An 18,455-nucleotide genomic window follows, 5' to 3' on the forward strand; every position below is an offset into this window, starting at 1 on the left:
TTTTCGCCTGACCGAGACGCCGCAGCATAATGCGGCATGAACTTTCCCCTCCGGCACCCGCTGCCGGAGGGTTTTGTCGTTTTAACTGTGTTAACTCCAGCGGAAAAGGGATATGACAGCTCAGACTCAGGGCGCGGAAAATGAAGTTTCAGCCGTTATCAGCCAGTCGTGGCATCGCTGCAGCAAATTTATGCAGCGGGAAACCTGGCAGGCGCCGCATCAGGCACAGGGGCTGACCTTTGAATCGATCTGCCGTCGCAAAACCGCGCTGCTTACCATCGGCCAGGCAGCGCTGGAAGATGCGTGGGAGTTTATGGCCAACCGCCCCTGCGCGCTGTTCATCCTTGATGAGTCGGCCTGTATTCTGAGCCGCTGTGGCAATCCTCAGACCCTGGAACAACTGGCGGAGCTGGGATTTCGCGACGGCAGCTACTGTGCGGAAAGCATTATCGGCACCTGCGCGCTGTCGCTGGCTTCGATGCTCGGACAGCCGGTCAACACCGCGGGGGACGAGCACTTTAAGCAGGCGCTGCGGCGCTGGTCGTTTAGTTCGACGCCGGTGTTCGATAACCATGGCCGTCTGTTTGGATCGATTTCGCTATGCTGCCTGCGCGAAGAGTGGGCCCCGGCGGATCTGTCGCTGACGTTGGCCATCGCCCGCGAAGTGGGTAACTCGCTGCTTACCGACAGCCTGCTGGCGGAATCTAACCGCCACCTTAATCAAATGTACGGCCTGCTGGAAAGTATGGACGACGGGGTGATGGCGTGGAACGAGCAGGGAGTGCTGCAGTTTCTCAACGTGCAGGCGGCCACGCTGCTCCATCTCGATACCCAGGCCAGCCAGGGGCGAAATATCAATGAGCTGCTGACCCTGCCGGCGTTGCTGCGCCGCGCGATTAAACAGGCCCGCGGCCTTAATCATGTGGAAGTGACCTTTGAGAGCCAGCATCAATTTATCGACGCGGTGATCACCCTGAAGCCTATCGTGGAGGAGCAGGGCAATAGCTTTATTTTACTGCTCCACCCGGTGGAGCAGATGCGTCAATTAATGACCAGCCAATTGGGCAAAGTGAGCCATACCTTCGAACAGATGTCGGCGGATGATCCGGAAACCCGCAGGCTGATCCACTTTGGCCGCCAGGCGGCGCGCGGCGCTTTCCCGGTGCTGCTGTGCGGCGAGGAAGGGGTGGGTAAAGAATTACTGAGCCAGGCGATCCATAACGAAAGCGAACGGGCGCCGGGCCCGTATATTTCGGTTAACTGCCAGCTGTACGCCGACAGCGTACTGGGCCAGGATTTTATGGGCAGCGCGCCAACCGACGATGAAAATGGCCGCCTCAGCCGACTCGAACTGGCCAACGGCGGCACGCTTTTCCTGGAAAAAATAGAGTATCTGGCCCCCGAGTTGCAGTCAGCGCTGCTGCAGGTGATAAAACAGGGCGTGCTGACGCGTCTTGATGCCCGGCGGCTGATTCCGGTGGATGTGAAAGTGATCGCCACCACCACCGTCGACCTCGCCAATCTGGTGGAGCAGAACCGCTTTAGCCGCCAGCTTTACTATGCGCTACATTCGTTTGAAATCGTCATTCCGCCGCTGCGGGCGCGGCGCGGCAGTATTCCTTCGTTAGTGCATAGCCGTCTGCGTCGGCTGGAAAAACGCTTTTCATCGCGCCTGAAGGTGGATGACGACGCGCTGGCGCAACTGGTGGCCTACCCGTGGCCAGGCAACGATTTTGAGCTTAATAGCATTATTGAGAATATCGCGATGAGTAGCGATAACGGTCATATCCGCTTAAGCAATCTCCCCGAGCATCTCTTCTCTACCCGGCCGGGCAGCGAAACGGCGTCCTCATTACTACCATCAAGCCTGTCTTTCAGCGCCATCGAGAAAGAGGCGATTATCCAGGCGGCGCGAGTGACCAGCGGCCGGGTACAGGAGATGTCGCAGTTGCTGAATATTGGCCGTACCACACTGTGGCGCAAGATGAAGCAGTACGACATCGACGCCGGGCAGTTTAAGCGCCGGGGGCAGGATAAGAGTTAAGCCAACGGCGTTAATATTTTTCCGGCAGCTCGTTGACAATATCGACGAGCTCGCCGTTTTTCATCGTGATATAGCCGCCGTTTTTCAGATCGGAAAGTACCTGAAACAGATAGCTACGCGACATTTTGGTGCGTCGCAGGATAAAGTTCGCCAGGCTCGGATCGTGTAATACGCCTTCATTTTTCTGTTTGAGATAACGATAAATCATGGAGCGAATGACAAAATAGCGGGTGCCAATAGCTCTTTCGTCATGCGCATCGAGCAAAAACGCCAGCGTGATGGCCATCATGTTCATCAGGAAGGTGAATTTATCGGGCTGAGTAAAATGTTTCTCAAAGTATTCGAGATTACAGCTGAACACTTTGACATTTTTTTTGGCGGTATAGTGCAGCTGAATACCCGGACCATAATTCTCGACGATACCGAAAAACATCCCTTTGATGCCTTTACCGATCTGAAACAACTTTTTCGGCTGGGTTTTTGCTTTTCCTGGGGCGACAATAAAGTTGTGCTCCTGCATCTCAATGGCAATAACGCCTTCAAGAACAATAATAATCTCGCCTGTACTCAGAGTGAAATGTGTTTCATCGGCAATCTTGCGGATATTATTGCTGAGAGCTAACGAGTCTATCGCCTTTATATTCTTTGAAATCATCTTATTATATTCATCGATGATGTGGGAATAGGGCGTTTGAATACGACTCATCTTCTCTCCAGACTCAATTCTACCGCTTAATTACTCTTTGCTATTTTGCAGTGGCGATACTTTATATTTTAACGGCGCGGAATTACGCCTGATACAAAATATCTAAATTTAAAAGCTGGCGCCAGATAGCAGACGACACTTTTAGAGTCCGTTAACGGACTGATCTATCGCTCTTTTTAAAACACTCACTTAGACTGTTTTAGTGGGTAGTTGGGCTTCTATTTTTAGTAACTAAGAATCCACTTAAATATTGAATGATAATATTGCTTTTGCGGCGGGTTTCTTTAGCGAAACGGTGATAGTGATGCGCTTTGCATAAATTAAAAAATAAAACCAGAACCTGTGGATTTTTATTGCTTTCTCTACTTCACTTAAGCGCAATCGCCTCAGTAGCGACAAGAATATTTGCCGATGTCGCTCATCTCATATTGAGACTTATCTAATCTGACAACGCCTGCCTGACTTTAGCTAAATCGTAAGTTAAATCAGGCGCATTCTGAGCAATGAGGTTTGAAGATGAATAAAAAATACAAGGGTATCGGCGTGCTGGCATTTGCCGCCGGTTCGTTATTACCCGGCGCGACGGCCAATGCCGCCGATCAAAATGCGGCTGGCTCCAGCGATGGTGCGGCAAAGAAGCCCAATATTATCCTGATCGTCTCTGACGATACCGGCTATGGCGACCTCGGCGTCTACGGCGGCGGCGAAGGCCGCGGTATGCCGACGCCAAACCTCGACAGAATGGCCGATGAGGGGATGACCTTTTTCGACTTCTACGGCCAGCCGAGCAGCACGCCGGGCCGCGCGGCGATGCAGACCGGGCGCATTCCCAACCGTAGCGGTATGACCACCGTGGCTTTCCAGGGGCAAGGCGGCGGTTTACCGAAAGAAGAGTGGACGCTGGCCTCGGTACTGAAAACCGGCGGCTATAAAACCTTCTTTACCGGTAAGTGGCACCTCGGCGAAGCCGATTACGCGTTACCAAACGCGCAGGGCTACGACGAAATGAAATACGTCGGCCTCTATCACCTGAACGCCTATACCTATGCCGACCCGACCTGGTTCCCGGATATGGATCCGCAACTGCGTGAAATGTTTGCCCGCGTCACCCGCGGCGCGCTCTCCGGCAAGGCGGGCGAAGCGCCGAAGGAAGAGTTCAAAATTAACGGCCAGTATGTGAATACCCCGGTCGTTGATGGCAAAGAGGGCGTGGTCGGGATCCCATTCTTCGACCGCTACGTCGAGAAGGCCTCGCTGGACTATCTCGAAGCAAACGCAAAATCTTCCGAACCGTTCTTCATGAGCATCAACTTTATGAAGAACCACCAGCCGAACATGCCGGATCCGGATTACGTCGGCAAGTCGATGTCGAAGAGCAAATACGCCGACTCGATGGTGGAAATGGATGCTCGCGTAGGCCATATCATGGATAAGCTGCGCGAGTTGGGGATCGATAAAAACACCCTTGTGGTATGGACCACCGATAACGGCGCCTGGCAGGACGTTTATCCGGATGCTGGCTATACGCCATTCCGCGGTACCAAAGGCACTGACCGCGAAGGCGGCAGCCGCGTTCCGGCTATCGCCTGGTGGCCGGGCAAGATTAAAGAGCACAGCCGTAACCACGATATCGTTGGCGGCCTCGATCTGATGGCGACTTTTGCTTCGGTGGCCGGCGTTAAATTACCGACCAAAGACCGCGCCGGGCAGCCGATTATCTTCGATAGCTACGATATTTCACCGGTACTGTTTGGCACGGGTAAAGATCCGCGTACCTCCTGGTTCTACTTCACTGAAAATGAGTTGACCCCGGGGGCGGCGCGCGTCGGCCACTATAAGGCGGTGTTTAACCTGCGCGGCGATAACGGCGCGAAAACCGGCGGCCTGGCGGTGGATTCCAACCTCGGCTGGAAAGGACCGGAGTCCTATGTCGCGACGGTGCCGCAGATTTTCGACCTCTGGCAGGATCCGCAGGAACGCTACGATATCTTTATGAACAACTATACCGAGCATACCTGGACGCTGGTGACCTTCAATGAAGCCATCACTAAGTTGATGAAAACCTACGTCGAGTATCCACCGCGTAAGCCGCAGAGCGAAGCCTATAGCGGGCCGATTACCCTGTCGCAGTACCAACGCTTTAGCAATATCCGCGAGCAGTTACAAAAAGAAGGGTTCCAGTTGGCGATGCCGACCGGTAATTAAAATGACGTTGGCCCGGGCGAGATGTCCGGGCCTTTTGCTGTTGTGAGCATTCTAGAGATAGGTTCTGGTCGATGAAAAAAAGCACCACCATTCCATTAACGCCATTACAGAACCAGGGGCACTATCTGCCCGCCTATAAACGCCGCTATCACATGATGGCGAAACCCAGCGGCTCCACCTGCAACCTGGACTGTCAATACTGTTTTTATCTGCATAAAGAGCAGCTTCTGCATCAGCCGCACGACAAAGGAATGAGCGACGAGGTACTGGAGAATTTCATTCGTCAGTACATCCAAAGCCAGGACGGCGAAGAGATTATTTTCTCCTGGCAGGGCGGCGAGCCAACCCTGATGGGGCTGGAGTTTTTCGAAAAGGTCGTTGAGCTGCAAAAGAAATATCAGCCGAAGCACCAGCGCATTGAGAACGATCTGCAGACCAATGGCGTGCTGATTAACGATAAGTGGGCGGCCTTCTTAAAGGCGCATAACTTCCTGGTCGGGGTATCGATCGATGGCCCGCGCGAGATCCACGATCGCTTCCGCGTGACGCGAAGCGGCAAGCCGACCTTCGATAAGGTCATGGAAGGGATCGCGGCGCTGAAGCGCCACGGCGTGCCGTTCAACGCGCTGGCAGTCGTTAACCGGGTGAATGCCCGTTTCCCGCGCGAGGTATATCGTTTTCTTACCCGCGAACTCGGCGCCACCTATATCCAGTTTACGCCCTGCGTAGAGGCCGCCGAGTTTAAAACTACCGCGCCGCAGTTCTGGCGCGAAGAGACGATCCCCATCACCGGCAGCCGCCGGGCGAAACCGGGCGATCTGGATTCTATCGTCACCGACTGGTCGGTGGATCCGGACGATTGGGGACATTTTCTGACCGAAGCTTTTGATGAGTGGGTGACCTACGATCTGGGCCGCGTGCAGGTGAATTTGTTCGAAACCGCCGTGGTACAGACTATGGGGCTTCCATCCCAGTTATGCATCACCGCGCCGTTTTGCGGCAAGGCGCTGGCGATTGAGAAAAACGGCGACGTCTACTCCTGCGATCACTACGTCTACCCGGAATATAAGCTTGGCAATATTAAGGCGCATAAGCTGGCGCATATGGTCTTTTCCGAGCGGCAGAAAGTGTTTGGGATGGGCAAGAAAGAGACGCTGCCCGCCTACTGCAAAAGCTGCCCGCATCTGAATTTATGCTGGGGCGAATGCCCGAAAAACCGCATCGTGCGCGCCCCGGACGGCGAAGAGGGGCTCAATTATTTGTGTCCTGGCTTTCGCCATTTTTACGCGACGGTTAAACCGACGCTTGAGAAGATTGCCGCCATGCTGAAGTAGGTCTGGTTTTTGGCGGTGGAATAAGAAGGAAAAACAATGAAAAAAACAGTACTGCTCAGCATGCTGCTATTGAGCTTCACCAGCGCGGCAGCCACCGATATGCTGCCGGCATGGAAAGATACCCCTGCTAAACAGGCGATTGAGCAATGGGTGCAGGGGGCGACGCGTGAAGGCGGGGCGGACTTTATTCCGCTGGATAAGCGCTATGTGGTTTTCGATAACGACGGCACCCTGTGGCCGGAAGCGCCGCTGACTTTCCAACTACAGTTCGCGGTGGATGAAGTGAAAAGACTGGCGCCGGAACATCCGCAATGGCAAAAAGATCCGCTGGTGGCGGCGGTACTGAACAATGATTTGAAAACGGTAGCGGCGGGCGGTGAAAAAGGGCTACTCAAGCTGCTGGCGTTAACCCATAGCGGCATGACCACCGAAGAGTTTAGTCAGCGAGTCAGCGCATGGTTTGACAGCCATCAGGATAAACGTACCGGCTGTCGCTACGACCAGTTGGGATATCAGCCGATGCGACAGTTGCTGGACTATCTGCGCGCCAATGGTTTTAAAACGTGGATCGTTTCCGGCGGCGGAATTGACTTCATGCGCGTAGTGTCGGCGAAAATGTACGGTATTCCGCCGGAGCAGGTTATCGGTTCGTTCGCGCTCAGCGAGTTTAGTCTGACGGACAATGGCACCCAGCTTCGCAAAACGATGAAAGGCGCATTTAATGATGACGCCGCGGCCAAGCCGGTGGCGATCCACCTGTTTATGGGGCAGCGCCCGGTTGCGGCTTTCGGCAACAGCGATGGCGATCTGGCGATGCTGCAATACACCGCCGCCAACCCGAACTATAAAACCTTTGAGCTGCTGGTCCACCATACCGATGCGGCGCGGGAGTATGCCTACGACAGCCATCCTTCCGCCAGCGGCAAGCTGGTGAAAGGATTGGCCGAGGCGAAACAGAAGGGCTGGACGGTTGTCGATATGCAGCAGGACTGGAAGACGGTATACGACCCGGCGCAGTGTAAGGCGAAATAAAAAACGCCGCCGGGCAATGGCGGTGAGTTCGGAACCGTATTTTTGCCGGATGGCGGCTGCGCCTTATCCGGCCTACGAATAGTATCCGGTCAACCGCCGGGAAGTGCTTTGCCTAAGGGGCCAGCGGCGGCAACGGCTGCGGCTGCCAGAAACGCCGCCAGCGTCGGCTAATGCCGAGAAGCATTCGATAACACCAGCGGCGGCCAAACCATCCCCCACCGGCCGCCGCGGCAGCAATCATTATCCACATCAGGCTCTGCCAGGAGACCATTCCCGTGGTACCGCGCAGCGCTTGCTCCGCGCCGCCTTGTCGCGCCGCGGCGACGTTCAACGTTTCTCCCGTCAGCTTCGCCGTTCGCCATTGATGATTAATGGTATCCCACCAGCGCAAGCTAATCGGCGGTAGCGTCAGCGTGCCGCTATGGCTGGGCAAATAGCGCAGCCGCTCCACCCGGTGGGCGCCGATAACATCGCCGCGCTCGCTTTTTAATGGTTCACTGACCGGCGCCAGACGCTGGCTCTCGCTACCGCTAATGGCGTACAGCAGCGGTGGAATTTGCCCCGGTAGCGCATCCTGCGCCTCGACGGTCACGATACGGTCAACGGCATCGCCGACCCGCAGCGTGGCGTCTTTCCCCGCGTGGTACTGTTGAATTTGCTGGCTGAGCGTCAGCTGGCTGGCCGGTAAAAAATGGTCCGCCTGAGTGGTATTGGCAGGCCAGTGTACCGGGCGTTCCAGCGCCGGAAGATGCACCGTGACCGGCGCCTGATTGGCGGAGGTCGCGGTAATGTCGATCGCCGGCAGGCGTAGCACGCCCTGCTGCCAGGCGCTGACCTGACGTTCAAGGCGAATGCCGCTCCAGACGCTCCCGTTCTTTTTGCGCGTCACCAGCTGTGAAGGCAACGCAGTATTCAGGAGTTCGCCGTTTTTGACGGCAAACTCGGGCCACTGCGGCGGCGGGTTAAACCAGCTATCGGTCCACCAGGTGATCGCCACCCGAACCGGCTGGCCGGGGACGATCTGCGTCGGCGCTTCCAGTTCACGGGTGATGTCCATCGCCGCATGCGCGGGAAGCGCGGCAACCAGCAGAAAAAGTAGCGCTTTGTTCATGGCGTGGTATCTCCTGAGCCGTTGCGATACAGGCTTTTCAGTAGCCCCGTTGGCGAAACCTCCAGTGCATCAAACCATTGATTAACCTGCGGACTCTCCCCGGCGATGGCGCCGATTTGCTGCTGATCGATGCCCTGGTTTTTCTGCAGATCGTGGACCAGCTTATCCGGGCCATCGTCCATCGCATCGCCCTGCGCCTGTTGGCGCTCTCGCTCCTGCTGACGAATGCGCATGACGATCTGCGAGATTTTGTCGCGATTTTGCAGCGCCATGGGCCAGTCAGGGTGTAGGTAAAGGGCGCGATCGTAGCTGTCGAGCGCCTGTTGCCACTGCTTTTGCTGAGCATAGCTGTTACCCAGCCACAGCAAGGTTTCCGCGCTTGGCGGCGCGGCGCGAAACGCGCTGGCGGCGGCAGGATAGTCGCCTGCCCGATACCAGGCGATACCTTGCCATAACGGATCGCGATAGTGCCCGGCGGCAGCGGCGTAGTCGCCGCGGTTAAAGGCGTGCTGTCCCAGGATATCCGGGCGAACCCAGGCATCGAGCCAGGCGGCATCGCTGTGCGGCGACCACAGCAGCGCGGGAAATAGAAGCGCTACCATCAGTAACTGGCGTCGCCAGAACAGCAGCAGGAACAGCATCGGCGCGATCAGCAGGTAGCCGCTGTTTTTCCAGTGCAGATCCTGGCGGGCATTATTTTGCTGAGTCACCGATTGTTGAATGTGGCTGGCGATGATCGGCAGATCGTCGCCATCATCGCCAGCCAGCGTCACCGGGATCCCGGCGTCGCGCAGCTGACGGAAACGATCGACGTTTAGTCGGGTATCGATGCCGAGGCTAGCGTACTTATCCGGCAGCGTGCCGCCCGGGGCGGTGCCGGGGACCCAAATTTGCAGCGGTAGATGTTGCCCTTTCAGCCAGGTGATATCGGCAGGCGACAGGGTATCGGCAACGAGGATTAGGCTACGCGGGCTGTCTTTGGCTGTAGGCAGATTTTTTAACGCCAGTGCGACGGCCTGCGGCAGGGCGGAACCGCTACCTTCCGGCAGCAAAGAGGGCGACTGGGCGTTGAGAAACAGCTGATAAAACTGCGGATCCTGCGTCAGTGGCGTGGTGAGAAAGGCCTGGCTACTGTAAACCACCAGACCATAATGTGAACCGGGCTGCCGTTGCATCAGCGCCGCGATTTTATGCTGCATGCGCTGATGACGCGAGGGGGGAAGATCCTGGGCATACATCGCCAGATCCTGCTGCAGTATTACCATCACGTTGCTTTGCGGGGTGAGCGCCGCCGGTAGTTCACGCTGCCAGCTCGGGCCCGCCAATGCCACGACGCCGAGTGTGAGTAGCCACGGCAGCAGCCGGGTTAGCCTGCGACGGCGTTGAATAATCAACGCGCGAAAGGGTTTATCCATTAGCGTGGACCAGGCGGAGGCGCCGTAGCCAGGAAGCCAGGCCACCAGCAGACACAGCAGCAGCGCGGTTAAGCGCCACGGATAGAGAAAGTGAAAATCGCTCATGCCATTTTCTCCCTGAGGACACGGCCGCAGGCGGCCAGCAGTAGCAATAGCAGCGCGACGGCGAGCGGCCACGGATAGAGCGCCTGATGCCAGGACCAGCCGAGGCTTTTGACCTGCGCCGGAGTGAGGGCGTCGATTTGTTGCCAGACGCTATCCAGCGCGCTGCCGGAATGCGCGGCGGTCCAGCTCTGGCCGCCGGTGGTTTTCGCGATGCGCTGCAGTAGCGGCAAATCGACTTTGTCTTTGCTGGTATCGCTGAGGTCGCCAAAGGCGATGGTATGAACCCGGACATGGTGATCGGCGGCAAGCTTTGCCGCCAGTTCAGGCAATAGCTGCGAAGCGGTATCATTGCCATCGGTGAGTAAAATCGCCAGCTTATCGGCCTGCTTATCGGGGCCATTTTCCAGCACCTTAACCGCCACGCCCAGCGCATCGCCGATAGCGGTTTGCTGGCCAATCATGCCCGGCGCTAGCTGATTGATGCGCGTTTGCAGCGCCTGTTTATCTTCGCTTATCGGGGCGAAGGGCCATGCTTTGCTGGCGAAGATGACCATGCCGATGCGGTCGGATTGGCGGGCGGTGATAAACTTGCGTACCGATTGCTGTACCGCCTGCAGACGCGTATTACCGCCCTGGACGTCATTTTTCGCCATTGACCCGGAGACATCGAGGATCAGCACGATGTCGCGCATCGGCCTGGTAATATATTGTGGCGGCGTCAGGTATTCCGGCCGCGCCAGCGCGCAAACCAGCAGCGACCAGATAAGCCAGAACAGCACGGCGCTGGCCCCATTTCCGCGTTTTGGCCGGGTATCGAGCTGTAGCGCGTCAATGAGCGAGGGTAAAAACGGTACCCGCACGCGCTCGTCGGTGGTTTTTGCCGGTAGCGGGAGAAAGCGAGTGAGCAGCGGCAGCGCCAGCAGTAGCGCGGCCCAGGGCCAGGCGAAATCAATGTGGGCGAGCCATTCAGACATGTGGAAGCTCCTTTAGCCACTGCGCCAACTGAGCGCGAAGCCGCGCCGTCTGCTGGTCGTTCAGGGCGTTGTCGGCCCGGCAGTAGCGGGCGATGAGCTGGTCGCGCAGGTCAGCATCCAGCGTCAACGACGCCAGCACGGCTTCCGGTGCCAGCGTTTGGCTAACCATCTGGCGCGGCTGGTGGACCATCTGCACGCGTTTAATCAGCTGCATCCAGCTATCGACGGTATGCGGATGATTGAGCGCCAGCAGCGCTTCTCGTCGCCAGCGGTTGCGCCGCCAGCGGGCGTAGCGGATAAGCAGGAACAGCCCCGCCAGGCCTACGGCAATCGCGAGCAGAATCAGCCAGCCGATTGGTAGCGGAAACCAGCTGGGGGCGGGGGGCAGCGCGGGCGTTAGTAGCTCCGGCACCGCATAGCCTTTCTCAAACATTTAAAGCCCTTTTTGTAACTGGCGCAGCAGGTCCTGAGTTACCGTCAGATGATTAACCCGAATACCCAACTGGTTGAGTTGCTGCTGCTGACGCGCCAGCCGACCGATGATGTGTTGACGAATATCGGCGCTGAGCGCGGAGGTGAGGGTGACGCTGGCGCTGCGCCCGCCGTAGCAGGCGGCCAGCGTGCCGGAGCGCGGCAGGCGAAGATGTAAGTCGTCGAACAGCACAAATGCGCTGACCTCGCAGCGACGGCGCAGATGCGCCAGCATGGCCTGAGCTGGGGCGTCGAGATCGTGAAAATCGCTGAGGATAGCGACCCAGGCGCCGCGCGGAATCGTGCTGACCGCGCGCTGTAGCGCCTGCGAAAGCGTCTGCGTACGCTCCGGCTCGAGAGGATATTGCTGCGCCAGCAACTGGTTGTAATGCGTCAGATCGTCCAGCAGCGCGGGTAGAGAGCTACGCGGGGCGCGGCACGGGTGTAGCGCCAACGTGGTATCGTTAAATACCAGGCTGCCGAGGCGATCGCCATCGTGATGGCTACGCCAGGCCAGCAGCGCGGCGGTTTTGGCCGCGGCGCTGGCTTTAGTTTGCCCGCGGGTGGCGAAATGCATATCTAATCGCTGGTCGACCAGCAAAAAGACCGGGCGTTCGCGCTCTTCATTGTACTGGCGCACCCACGGCGTACGTAGACGGGCGGTCGTCTGCCAGTCGATCATGCGTATGTCGTCGCCGGGTTGATAGCGACGCAGGCTGTCGAAGTTGAGCCCACGCCCCTGCTGGCGGGAGGCGCGTTCGCCGGACAACGCCCCCGGCGGGATCTGTCCCGGTGGGTTAACCATCAACCGCGCCTGCGGCGCGAGGTCGAGCAGCATCTGGCGATTCACGCAGAGGTCGCTCATCAGATCACCACGGCGTTGAGCAGCATGGTAATCACATCGTCGGCGCTGCAACCATCGGCGCTGGCCTTATAGCTTAGCATCAAGCGGTGGCGCATCACCGCCGGCGCGATAAAGCGCACGTCTTCCGGGCGAACCGCGTCACGTCCCGCGAGCCAGGCCTGCGCGCGGGCGCAGCGCTCCAGCGCTAAGGTGCCGCGCGGGCTCAGGCCGTAAGCCAGATAACTGGCTAATTGTTCGCTGATGTGCTGCGGCTGGCGGCTGGCGTTGACCAGTTCGACTATCCAGGTTTCGATAATCGGCGCGACGTGGATGGCGCTTATCTCCTGCCAGCAGAAGGCGATCTCTTGTTGGCTGAACCGCAGTGATTCCGCTTCTGGCGCGGGGGCGGTTTTTGCCGCTACGCCATATTTTGTCTGCTGCTCGGCGCGAACCAGCTGCATCACCTGCTGCTCATGCTCTTTCGATGGATAGTCGACCTGTACCTTCATCAGAAAGCGGTCGAGCTGGGCTTCCGGTAGCGGCCAGGTTCCTTCCTGGTCGACGGGGTTCTGCGTCGCCAGCACCATAAACACGCCCGGCAGCGGCCAGCTTTTGCCCGCCACGGTGACGTGGCGCTCTTCCATCGCCTCCAGCAGCGCCGACTGCACGCGGGCCGAGGCGCGGTTGATTTCGTCCGCCAGAATCACGTTGCCGAATACCGGTCCCGGGCGAAAACGAAACTGCTCCTCTTCGCGGCTGGCATTTTGCTGATAAATCTCGCTGCCCGTAATATCCGAGGGCAGCAGATCCGGAGTGAACTGGATACGGCGAAACTCGCCGACGATATGCCGCGCCAGCTCGCGGACGGCGCGGGTTTTCGCCAGCCCCGGCAGCCCTTCGAGCAGGATATGCCCATCGCAGAGCAGGGCGATGAGCAGCATTCGCACGACGTTTTCCTGGCCGAGCACCTGCGCATTCATGCGCTGCTCCAGCCGTAGCATTTTATCGCGAAGATTCATCGGCTAACTCCTTTAAAATCGCGTTTCACCAGAGTGACAATGCCCGCCAGAATCGGCTCGGCATAGTTGAAAAAGGCCTTAATGCCCGGGCAGAGATAGTTCAAGCCGGCTTCGCCGTCGGTGGTGAGCACCAGGCGGTTTTTCGGGCATTCGCCGTGGCAAAGCTTCAGGTAAGGGCACTGCTTGCACTGCTGGGGCAGCGTGTCGCATTTACCCATACCGAAAGCCTGCTGACGTTCGGAGAAAGCCATTCGCGCCAGGCTGTTATCGGCGATATTGCCGATTTGATACTCCAGATAGACGTAGTGGTCGCAGGAGAAAACGTCGCCGTTTTTCTCGACCGCGAGCCCTTTGCCGCAAAACTCCGCGGTGGTGCAAATTTGCGCCGGAAGACCCATCATCTGGGCGACGGCGGTTTCGAATAGATTGACCTGGACGCGCCCAAGGTCGTTGTTCACCCACTCTTCGAAGGTTGCTATCAAAAAGCGTCCCCATTCGTCCGGGTCGACCGACCAGTCGGTGACGATAGCGTCTAAATCGCCGGGGCGCGCGCGGCGGCTACCGACGGTGGGGATGCTGTCATCACGCCAGAAATGAGGCGCGGTCTGGGTAAAGTCCACCGGTTCGACGCAGGGGTTAAACTGCACGTAGGTCGCCCCCAGTTCGCGGGTAACAAAGCGGTAAACCTCTAATGGGAAACGGGCGTTGGTACGGTTGATGGTCACCAGCGCATTGAATGGAACGCTGTGGCGTTTCAGGGCGTCGACGCCGGCCATCACTTTATCAAATGTCGGTTTGCCGCTGCGGGTGATGCGATAGCGGTCGTGCAACTCTCGCGGGCCGTCAATCGACAGGCCGACAAGGAATTGATTCGCTTTGAGGAATTCAGCCCAGGCATCGTTAATCAGGATACCGTTGGTTTGCAGATCGTTTTCGATCCGCTGGCCGGGCTTTTTATATTGCTGCTGGAATTTCACCACTTTGTGGAAAAACTCCAGTCCCATCAGGGTCGGTTCGCCGCCCTGCCAGGAGAAGACCACCTGTTCGCCATCCTGTCCGTCGATGTACTGGCGGATAAAGTTTTCCAGCGTTTCATCGCTCATGTAGCGGCGTTTTTCCTGCTGGAGTAAGTGTTCTTTGTGCAGGTAAAAGCAGTAGCTACAATCGAGATTACAGGCGGAGCCGGTGGGTTTCGCCATCACATGAAAGCGACGTTGGTAGGCGGGGCCGTTACCCGCGTACTTTTCTGCCGAAGGTAATGCGTTAACAGGCACGGTGGTGCTGTATTTCATAAATAACTCCCGGGTTAGTCAGGTCGAGGGTAAAGCGAGGAGAAAAACAGGGCGGCGAACCGCCCTGGGAGATGGACTACCGTTACTTACCGGTGCTTGCGCTCTTATCGAGCATTGCGCTGACATCGGAGACGGTGAAGGAGCCCGGCTTCTGACGCGGCGGGAATTCTTTAAACGTCGCCAGCATATCTTTTGCCGACTTCTGCGCGCCGCCCAGCAGGAACAGACGATCGTAGAACCAGGTGTCGTAGCCCATGCCGTCGGAACCTTTCTCCAGCGGATCGACTTTCAGATCGAAGATCAGCGGAGTACGCAGTTTGGTGAACGGATAGCGCCACAGATCGAGACCGGTATGTTCCTGGATCATAAAGTGGATCTTCCAGCGGCCCTGACGCATCGCCAGCAGATCGCCGTCATCGCTCCAGTAGAAGAATTCGTTACGCTGGTCTTTTCCTTTGCCCTGCAGGAAGTCGAGCTGGTTATAGCCATCAAGGTGAACCTTGTAGGTGATGGACGGCGTTTTATACCCTTTCAGCATTTCCTGTTTGATGTTGCTGTCGCCGGCGGCGGCAACCAGCGTCGGGAACCAGTCATAGCTGGCGAACATATCGTTCACCACGGTGCCCGGTTTGATGTGGCCTGGCCACTTGATCATCGCCGGTACGCGGAAGCCGCCTTCCCAGCCGGTGTTTTTCTCACCGCGGAACGGAGTTTCGCCTGCGTCCGGCCAGGTGGCGGTCATCGGACCGTTGTCGGTGGTGTAGATAACGATAGTGTTATCTTCGATACCGAGGTCTTTAATCTTCTGTAGTACCTGGCCGACGATTTTATCGTGCTCAACCATGCCGTCGGCATAGGTTCCCAACCCGGTGACGCCAACGCTGTCGTCTTTGAGGTGGGTTTTGTTGTGCATGCGGGTGGTGTTGAACCAGGTAAAGAATGGCTTACCGGCTTTCACCTGGCGCGCCATAAAGTCGTTGTTGGCGGCCAGAGTCTCTTCATCTACGGTGCCCATACGCTTCACGGTCAGCGGTCCGGTATCTTCGATCTTGCCGTCAGCGGTGCTCTTAATCACGCCGCGCGGGCCAAACTGTTTGCGGAAGTTGGGATCTTTCGGGTAATCCGGGTTTTCCGGCTCTTCTTCGGCATTCAGGTGATACAGGTTACCGAGGAATTCATCGAAACCGTGCGCGGTCGGCAGGAATTCATCGCGATCGCCAAGGTGGTTTTTACCGAACTGGCCGGTGGCGTAGCCCAGCTGCTTGAGGACGTTGGCGATGGTCGGATCTTCTTTCTGCAGACCCTGTGGCGCTCCCGGCATACCGACTTTACTCATCCCGGTGCGGAACGGCATCTGGCCGGTAATAAACGCGGAACGACCGGCGGTGGAACTCTGCTCGGCGTAGTAGGAGGTAAACTTCGCGCCCTGCGCGGCGATGCTGTCAATGTTTGGCGTCTGGTAGCCCATCAGACCCTGATTGTAGGTGCTCAGGTTCAGGTAGCCGATATCATCGCCAAAGATAACTACGATGTTAGGCTTTTTAGCATCCTGCTTCTGCGCTGTTGCGTCGGCTGCGTGAGCAACGGTCACCGCGCCCGACGCTAATGTCAGCATACTGGCCAACATTGTTCTCTTAAAGGGAATATTTTTAAACATAGCTCGCTATCCTTTTATTTTTCCGGCTTTCTAAATGGTCTGGAAAAATAGATTGTTAACGAAGCGTCTAATTTATTTTTAAATTACAAGGGTGTTTATTATTAAAAATAAATTAGACGCTTCAGTGGGCGAAACCGGGTTAGGGTTCTCGTCGGTGTTGGTATTTTATTCAGGCATCCAGATTGATACGAGAGAGGAGTCTCTAAACGGACTGAAATAAATGGCGGGATGAACTAAAAATGCTATCTTTAATTGACAGGGTTAACTTTATCAGACTATTTTTGCATGCATTAAATAAATGCTAATTAATGAGGCAACATGAAAACGACTTATGCCGACGTTATTGATCAATATAACCATGTTGTCGCCAGCGACCTTGAGTTGATTCAACCTCTGATCTCGGCAAACCAGCCGCGAATCATCAAAGACAATGGCGTTTTCAGAATTGAGCCTGGCGAAGTCGTCATTGTAGTGGAAGGCATTATTGCGATAGAAGTGGAATACAACGTGGGCTTTGGCTCCGCGAGTAAACGCGGTGTCCTGAGTAAAACGCGAGATATGCTGCAGATTGGCAAAGGGATACGCGGTATGATCTTGGGGATTATTGAAAATTATGGTCCGGCGCTATCGCTAAAATATACCGCAAAGAAAAATGTCAAAATAGTGACCTGCGATAAAGAAGCGTTTGAACACTATTTTATTCAACGCGAACGGTTTGCTTATCTGATGGAAATCATGGCATTTCAGCTATCGTTGATTATTGATGCACATCACGAAAAGAATTTACCTTCACGCTACGATACGATTAAATCGATGATCTACCGTTACAAAAAACAGCAGGATGAAGGAGTATTGCATGATAGAAGCCTGGCTAGCTTTATTCTGAAAAGAACCAAAATGTCGCGCAGCTACCTTTTTAAAATCCTTGCCGAGCTAAAGGAGGGAGGATATATCAAAATGGAAAACGGCGAACTGGTCGATATTGTGCACGAGCTGCCGGATAAATTTTAACCTTCTGTTGTTGCACGAACTTCATTTCAGGGTCGCAGAGACCGTCTAACAGATCCAGGGATTACTTTACTCTTCATTACGCTTGGACGCTGGGCGGGGAAAAGGTCTCGCCGAAGCCAGTTACCGTGCGGGATCTTGCCCGTCGTGTTTCTTTTACCGCGATGAGAATGGAGCGATAGTTGCCCTGCAATGGCATTTGGCGGGTTTGATTTTGTCTGTGTAAATCTCTAAAATGCAGTCAATTATTCTGTCATAAATTCATCCCACTAGTGAAATAAACCATTGTTTTTTCGTTTTAAGGGATACGATTTTGCTGAGAAGGGAGGCTTCTTTGTGTTCAATGGTGCAGCGCGCTCTGACGTAAACAACTTCATTAATATAGAAAAGGGAAGGCGCGGTAGAAAGAGTCAGCCGTTTATCTCTTTCTCCAAAAATGGGGGGCATGTCAGGATCGCGGCTTTTATTGCTCGTCACGGAGAACATGTTGATATTCAAATAGATTATTCCAGCAGAACCATTCGGGTTAAGAAGGTTGAGCACAACGGCGTGCGTATTAACATCGGCGGCGTTTTTACCCGTAAGGTACTGGTGAAGCAGTTTCTGTTTGGCGAGAAGAAGACTATCCGCGTCGATCTCACCCAACAGGACGATGGCTGGTTTTATGGCGACTTGCCGGTAGAGTTCACGGCCAATTGCGCATAAGACGTTATTGTGGAAATTAGCCATTATTCAGCTATGTTGATACGGAGATAGCGGATAATGGCTTTTTTATATCAATAAGATATAAATGCGAGTCATTATAGTTTCGTATTAAAAATTTATTTTTAAGTAAATAAGCACCATTAAACCCTATTAAATAATAGTTATTTCCAATGATATCTTTGCAATAATTAAGGGAAAATAGAGACTCAATAAAAGGAAGCGATAATTAATGGAACATTTACTCAGACACTGTGAACAGGTTGTAGTTGGCCCCTATAGCCGCGACGCCCGGGCGCTGGCGCATGAAGTGATCGATACCATCTCGGCGGGCGTTCCGCCGGAGCAACTGATTCTCCCCTGGATGTCGGTTAAAGAGGGGCTGCCCGACGCCAATAGCGGGCGCTACGTGTGCGCTTATACACCAGCGAAATCTCAGGACCGCCGCTATCAGCTGGTCTCCGCTGCGATGTTCCGCACCGTTTGTCGGGATGCCACCCACTGGTTTTATATGTGGGAAGCGCTATAAGTGAAGG

Annotated in this window: 16 protein-coding genes; 7 read left to right on the forward strand and 9 right to left on the reverse strand. The window is 55.7% G+C overall.

The window, feature by feature from the left end:
* The first annotated feature begins 112 nt into the window (after positions 1–112).
* The gene (gene dhaR, locus PGR29_RS13510; protein ID WP_087859867.1) at positions 113–2,044 is read left to right on the forward strand and encodes a dihydroxyacetone kinase operon transcriptional regulator DhaR; all 1,932 of its coding nucleotides are present in this window, start codon (positions 113–115) and stop codon (positions 2,042–2,044) included.
* A gap of 10 nt (positions 2,045–2,054) precedes the next feature.
* On the opposite strand, the gene PGR29_RS13515 is transcribed toward dhaR, so the two are convergent.
* On the reverse strand, positions 2,055–2,750 hold the full coding sequence (locus tag PGR29_RS13515; RefSeq protein WP_316424690.1) for a helix-turn-helix domain-containing protein: 696 nt from the start codon (positions 2,748–2,750) through the stop codon (positions 2,055–2,057).
* Between the two features lie 516 nt (positions 2,751–3,266).
* Here PGR29_RS13515 and PGR29_RS13520 point away from each other — a divergent pair.
* From PGR29_RS13520 to PGR29_RS13530, 3 genes are all read left to right on the forward strand, one after another.
* Complete coding sequence (locus tag PGR29_RS13520) at positions 3,267–4,955, forward strand: arylsulfatase (protein WP_308958057.1); 1,689 nt, start codon at positions 3,267–3,269, stop codon at positions 4,953–4,955.
* Positions 4,956–5,026: 71 nt separating this feature from the next.
* Positions 5,027–6,289 carry an anaerobic sulfatase maturase gene (locus tag PGR29_RS13525; RefSeq protein WP_316424691.1) on the forward strand — a complete coding sequence of 421 codons (1,263 nt, stop codon included), beginning with the start codon at positions 5,027–5,029 and terminating at the stop codon, positions 6,287–6,289.
* Positions 6,290–6,325: 36 nt separating this feature from the next.
* Positions 6,326–7,321, forward strand: coding sequence for an HAD family hydrolase (locus tag PGR29_RS13530; protein ID WP_087859865.1), 996 nt, complete (start codon positions 6,326–6,328; stop codon positions 7,319–7,321).
* A gap of 112 nt (positions 7,322–7,433) precedes the next feature.
* Here PGR29_RS13530 and PGR29_RS13535 read toward each other — a convergent pair whose 3' ends face one another.
* From PGR29_RS13535 to PGR29_RS13570, 8 genes are all read right to left on the reverse strand, one after another.
* Positions 7,434–8,432, reverse strand: coding sequence for an oxygen tolerance domain protein (locus PGR29_RS13535; protein ID WP_316424692.1), 999 nt, complete (start codon positions 8,430–8,432; stop codon positions 7,434–7,436).
* On the reverse strand, positions 8,429–9,952 hold the full coding sequence (locus tag PGR29_RS13540; protein WP_213793631.1) for a VWA domain-containing protein: 1,524 nt from the start codon (positions 9,950–9,952) through the stop codon (positions 8,429–8,431). Before PGR29_RS13540 ends, PGR29_RS13535 begins: the two co-directional genes overlap by 4 nt.
* Positions 9,949–10,926 (reverse strand): VWA domain-containing protein, encoded by a 978-nt coding sequence (locus PGR29_RS13545; RefSeq protein WP_316424693.1) that lies wholly within the window; start codon positions 10,924–10,926, stop codon positions 9,949–9,951. The genes PGR29_RS13540 and PGR29_RS13545 overlap by 4 nt, the downstream gene beginning before the upstream one ends.
* Complete coding sequence (locus PGR29_RS13550; RefSeq protein WP_316424694.1) at positions 10,919–11,359, reverse strand: DUF4381 family protein; 441 nt, start codon at positions 11,357–11,359, stop codon at positions 10,919–10,921. The genes PGR29_RS13545 and PGR29_RS13550 overlap by 8 nt, the downstream gene beginning before the upstream one ends.
* On the reverse strand, positions 11,360–12,262 hold the full coding sequence (locus PGR29_RS13555) for a DUF58 domain-containing protein (protein ID WP_316424695.1): 903 nt from the start codon (positions 12,260–12,262) through the stop codon (positions 11,360–11,362). It abuts the gene before it with no gap.
* Positions 12,262–13,260, reverse strand: a complete 999-nt coding sequence (locus PGR29_RS13560; RefSeq protein ID WP_316424696.1) for an AAA family ATPase — start codon at positions 13,258–13,260, stop codon at positions 12,262–12,264. Before PGR29_RS13560 ends, PGR29_RS13555 begins: the two co-directional genes overlap by 1 nt.
* Positions 13,257–14,552 carry an anaerobic sulfatase maturase gene (locus tag PGR29_RS13565; RefSeq protein WP_316424697.1) on the reverse strand — a complete coding sequence of 432 codons (1,296 nt, stop codon included), beginning with the start codon at positions 14,550–14,552 and terminating at the stop codon, positions 13,257–13,259. Before PGR29_RS13565 ends, PGR29_RS13560 begins: the two co-directional genes overlap by 4 nt.
* Before the next feature lie 82 nt (positions 14,553–14,634).
* A complete protein-coding gene (locus tag PGR29_RS13570) occupies positions 14,635–16,209 on the reverse strand; it encodes an arylsulfatase (protein WP_113373093.1) in 1,575 nt (524 codons plus the stop codon).
* Between the two features lie 318 nt (positions 16,210–16,527).
* Here PGR29_RS13570 and PGR29_RS13575 point away from each other — a divergent pair, with 318 nt between their 5' ends.
* The 3 genes from PGR29_RS13575 (at position 16,528) to PGR29_RS13585 (ending at position 18,448) form a co-directional block, all read left to right on the forward strand.
* Positions 16,528–17,220 carry a helix-turn-helix domain-containing protein gene (locus PGR29_RS13575; RefSeq protein WP_113373092.1) on the forward strand — a complete coding sequence of 231 codons (693 nt, stop codon included), beginning with the start codon at positions 16,528–16,530 and terminating at the stop codon, positions 17,218–17,220.
* 333 nt (positions 17,221–17,553) lie between these two features.
* Entirely contained in the window at positions 17,554–17,922 is a 369-nt protein-coding gene (locus tag PGR29_RS13580; RefSeq protein ID WP_316424698.1) for a hypothetical protein, read from the forward strand.
* Between the two features lie 229 nt (positions 17,923–18,151).
* Positions 18,152–18,448, forward strand: coding sequence for a hypothetical protein (locus PGR29_RS13585; RefSeq protein WP_087859854.1), 297 nt, complete (start codon positions 18,152–18,154; stop codon positions 18,446–18,448).
* Positions 18,449–18,455 lie beyond the last annotated feature (7 nt).

Source organism: Klebsiella sp. 141203 (assembly GCF_032601985.1).
Taxonomy (GTDB): Bacteria; Pseudomonadota; Gammaproteobacteria; order Enterobacterales; family Enterobacteriaceae; genus Klebsiella; species Klebsiella aerogenes.

Coding starts and splice junctions, on each gene's coding strand:
- dhaR (WP_087859867.1), top strand. CDS start 113: ATGACAGCTCAGACTCAGGGCGCGGAAAATGAAGTTTCAGCCGTTATC.
- PGR29_RS13515 (WP_316424690.1), bottom strand. CDS start 2,750: ATGAGTCGTATTCAAACGCCCTATTCCCACATCATCGATGAATATAAT.
- PGR29_RS13520 (WP_308958057.1), top strand. CDS start 3,267: ATGAATAAAAAATACAAGGGTATCGGCGTGCTGGCATTTGCCGCCGGT.
- PGR29_RS13525 (WP_316424691.1), top strand. CDS start 5,027: ATGAAAAAAAGCACCACCATTCCATTAACGCCATTACAGAACCAGGGG.
- PGR29_RS13530 (WP_087859865.1), top strand. CDS start 6,326: ATGAAAAAAACAGTACTGCTCAGCATGCTGCTATTGAGCTTCACCAGC.
- PGR29_RS13535 (WP_316424692.1), bottom strand. CDS start 8,432: ATGAACAAAGCGCTACTTTTTCTGCTGGTTGCCGCGCTTCCCGCGCAT.
- PGR29_RS13540 (WP_213793631.1), bottom strand. CDS start 9,952: ATGAGCGATTTTCACTTTCTCTATCCGTGGCGCTTAACCGCGCTGCTG.
- PGR29_RS13545 (WP_316424693.1), bottom strand. CDS start 10,926: ATGTCTGAATGGCTCGCCCACATTGATTTCGCCTGGCCCTGGGCCGCG.
- PGR29_RS13550 (WP_316424694.1), bottom strand. CDS start 11,359: ATGTTTGAGAAAGGCTATGCGGTGCCGGAGCTACTAACGCCCGCGCTG.
- PGR29_RS13555 (WP_316424695.1), bottom strand. CDS start 12,262: ATGAGCGACCTCTGCGTGAATCGCCAGATGCTGCTCGACCTCGCGCCG.
- PGR29_RS13560 (WP_316424696.1), bottom strand. CDS start 13,260: ATGAATCTTCGCGATAAAATGCTACGGCTGGAGCAGCGCATGAATGCG.
- PGR29_RS13565 (WP_316424697.1), bottom strand. CDS start 14,552: ATGAAATACAGCACCACCGTGCCTGTTAACGCATTACCTTCGGCAGAA.
- PGR29_RS13570 (WP_113373093.1), bottom strand. CDS start 16,209: ATGTTTAAAAATATTCCCTTTAAGAGAACAATGTTGGCCAGTATGCTG.
- PGR29_RS13575 (WP_113373092.1), top strand. CDS start 16,528: ATGAAAACGACTTATGCCGACGTTATTGATCAATATAACCATGTTGTC.
- PGR29_RS13585 (WP_087859854.1), top strand. CDS start 18,152: ATGGAACATTTACTCAGACACTGTGAACAGGTTGTAGTTGGCCCCTAT.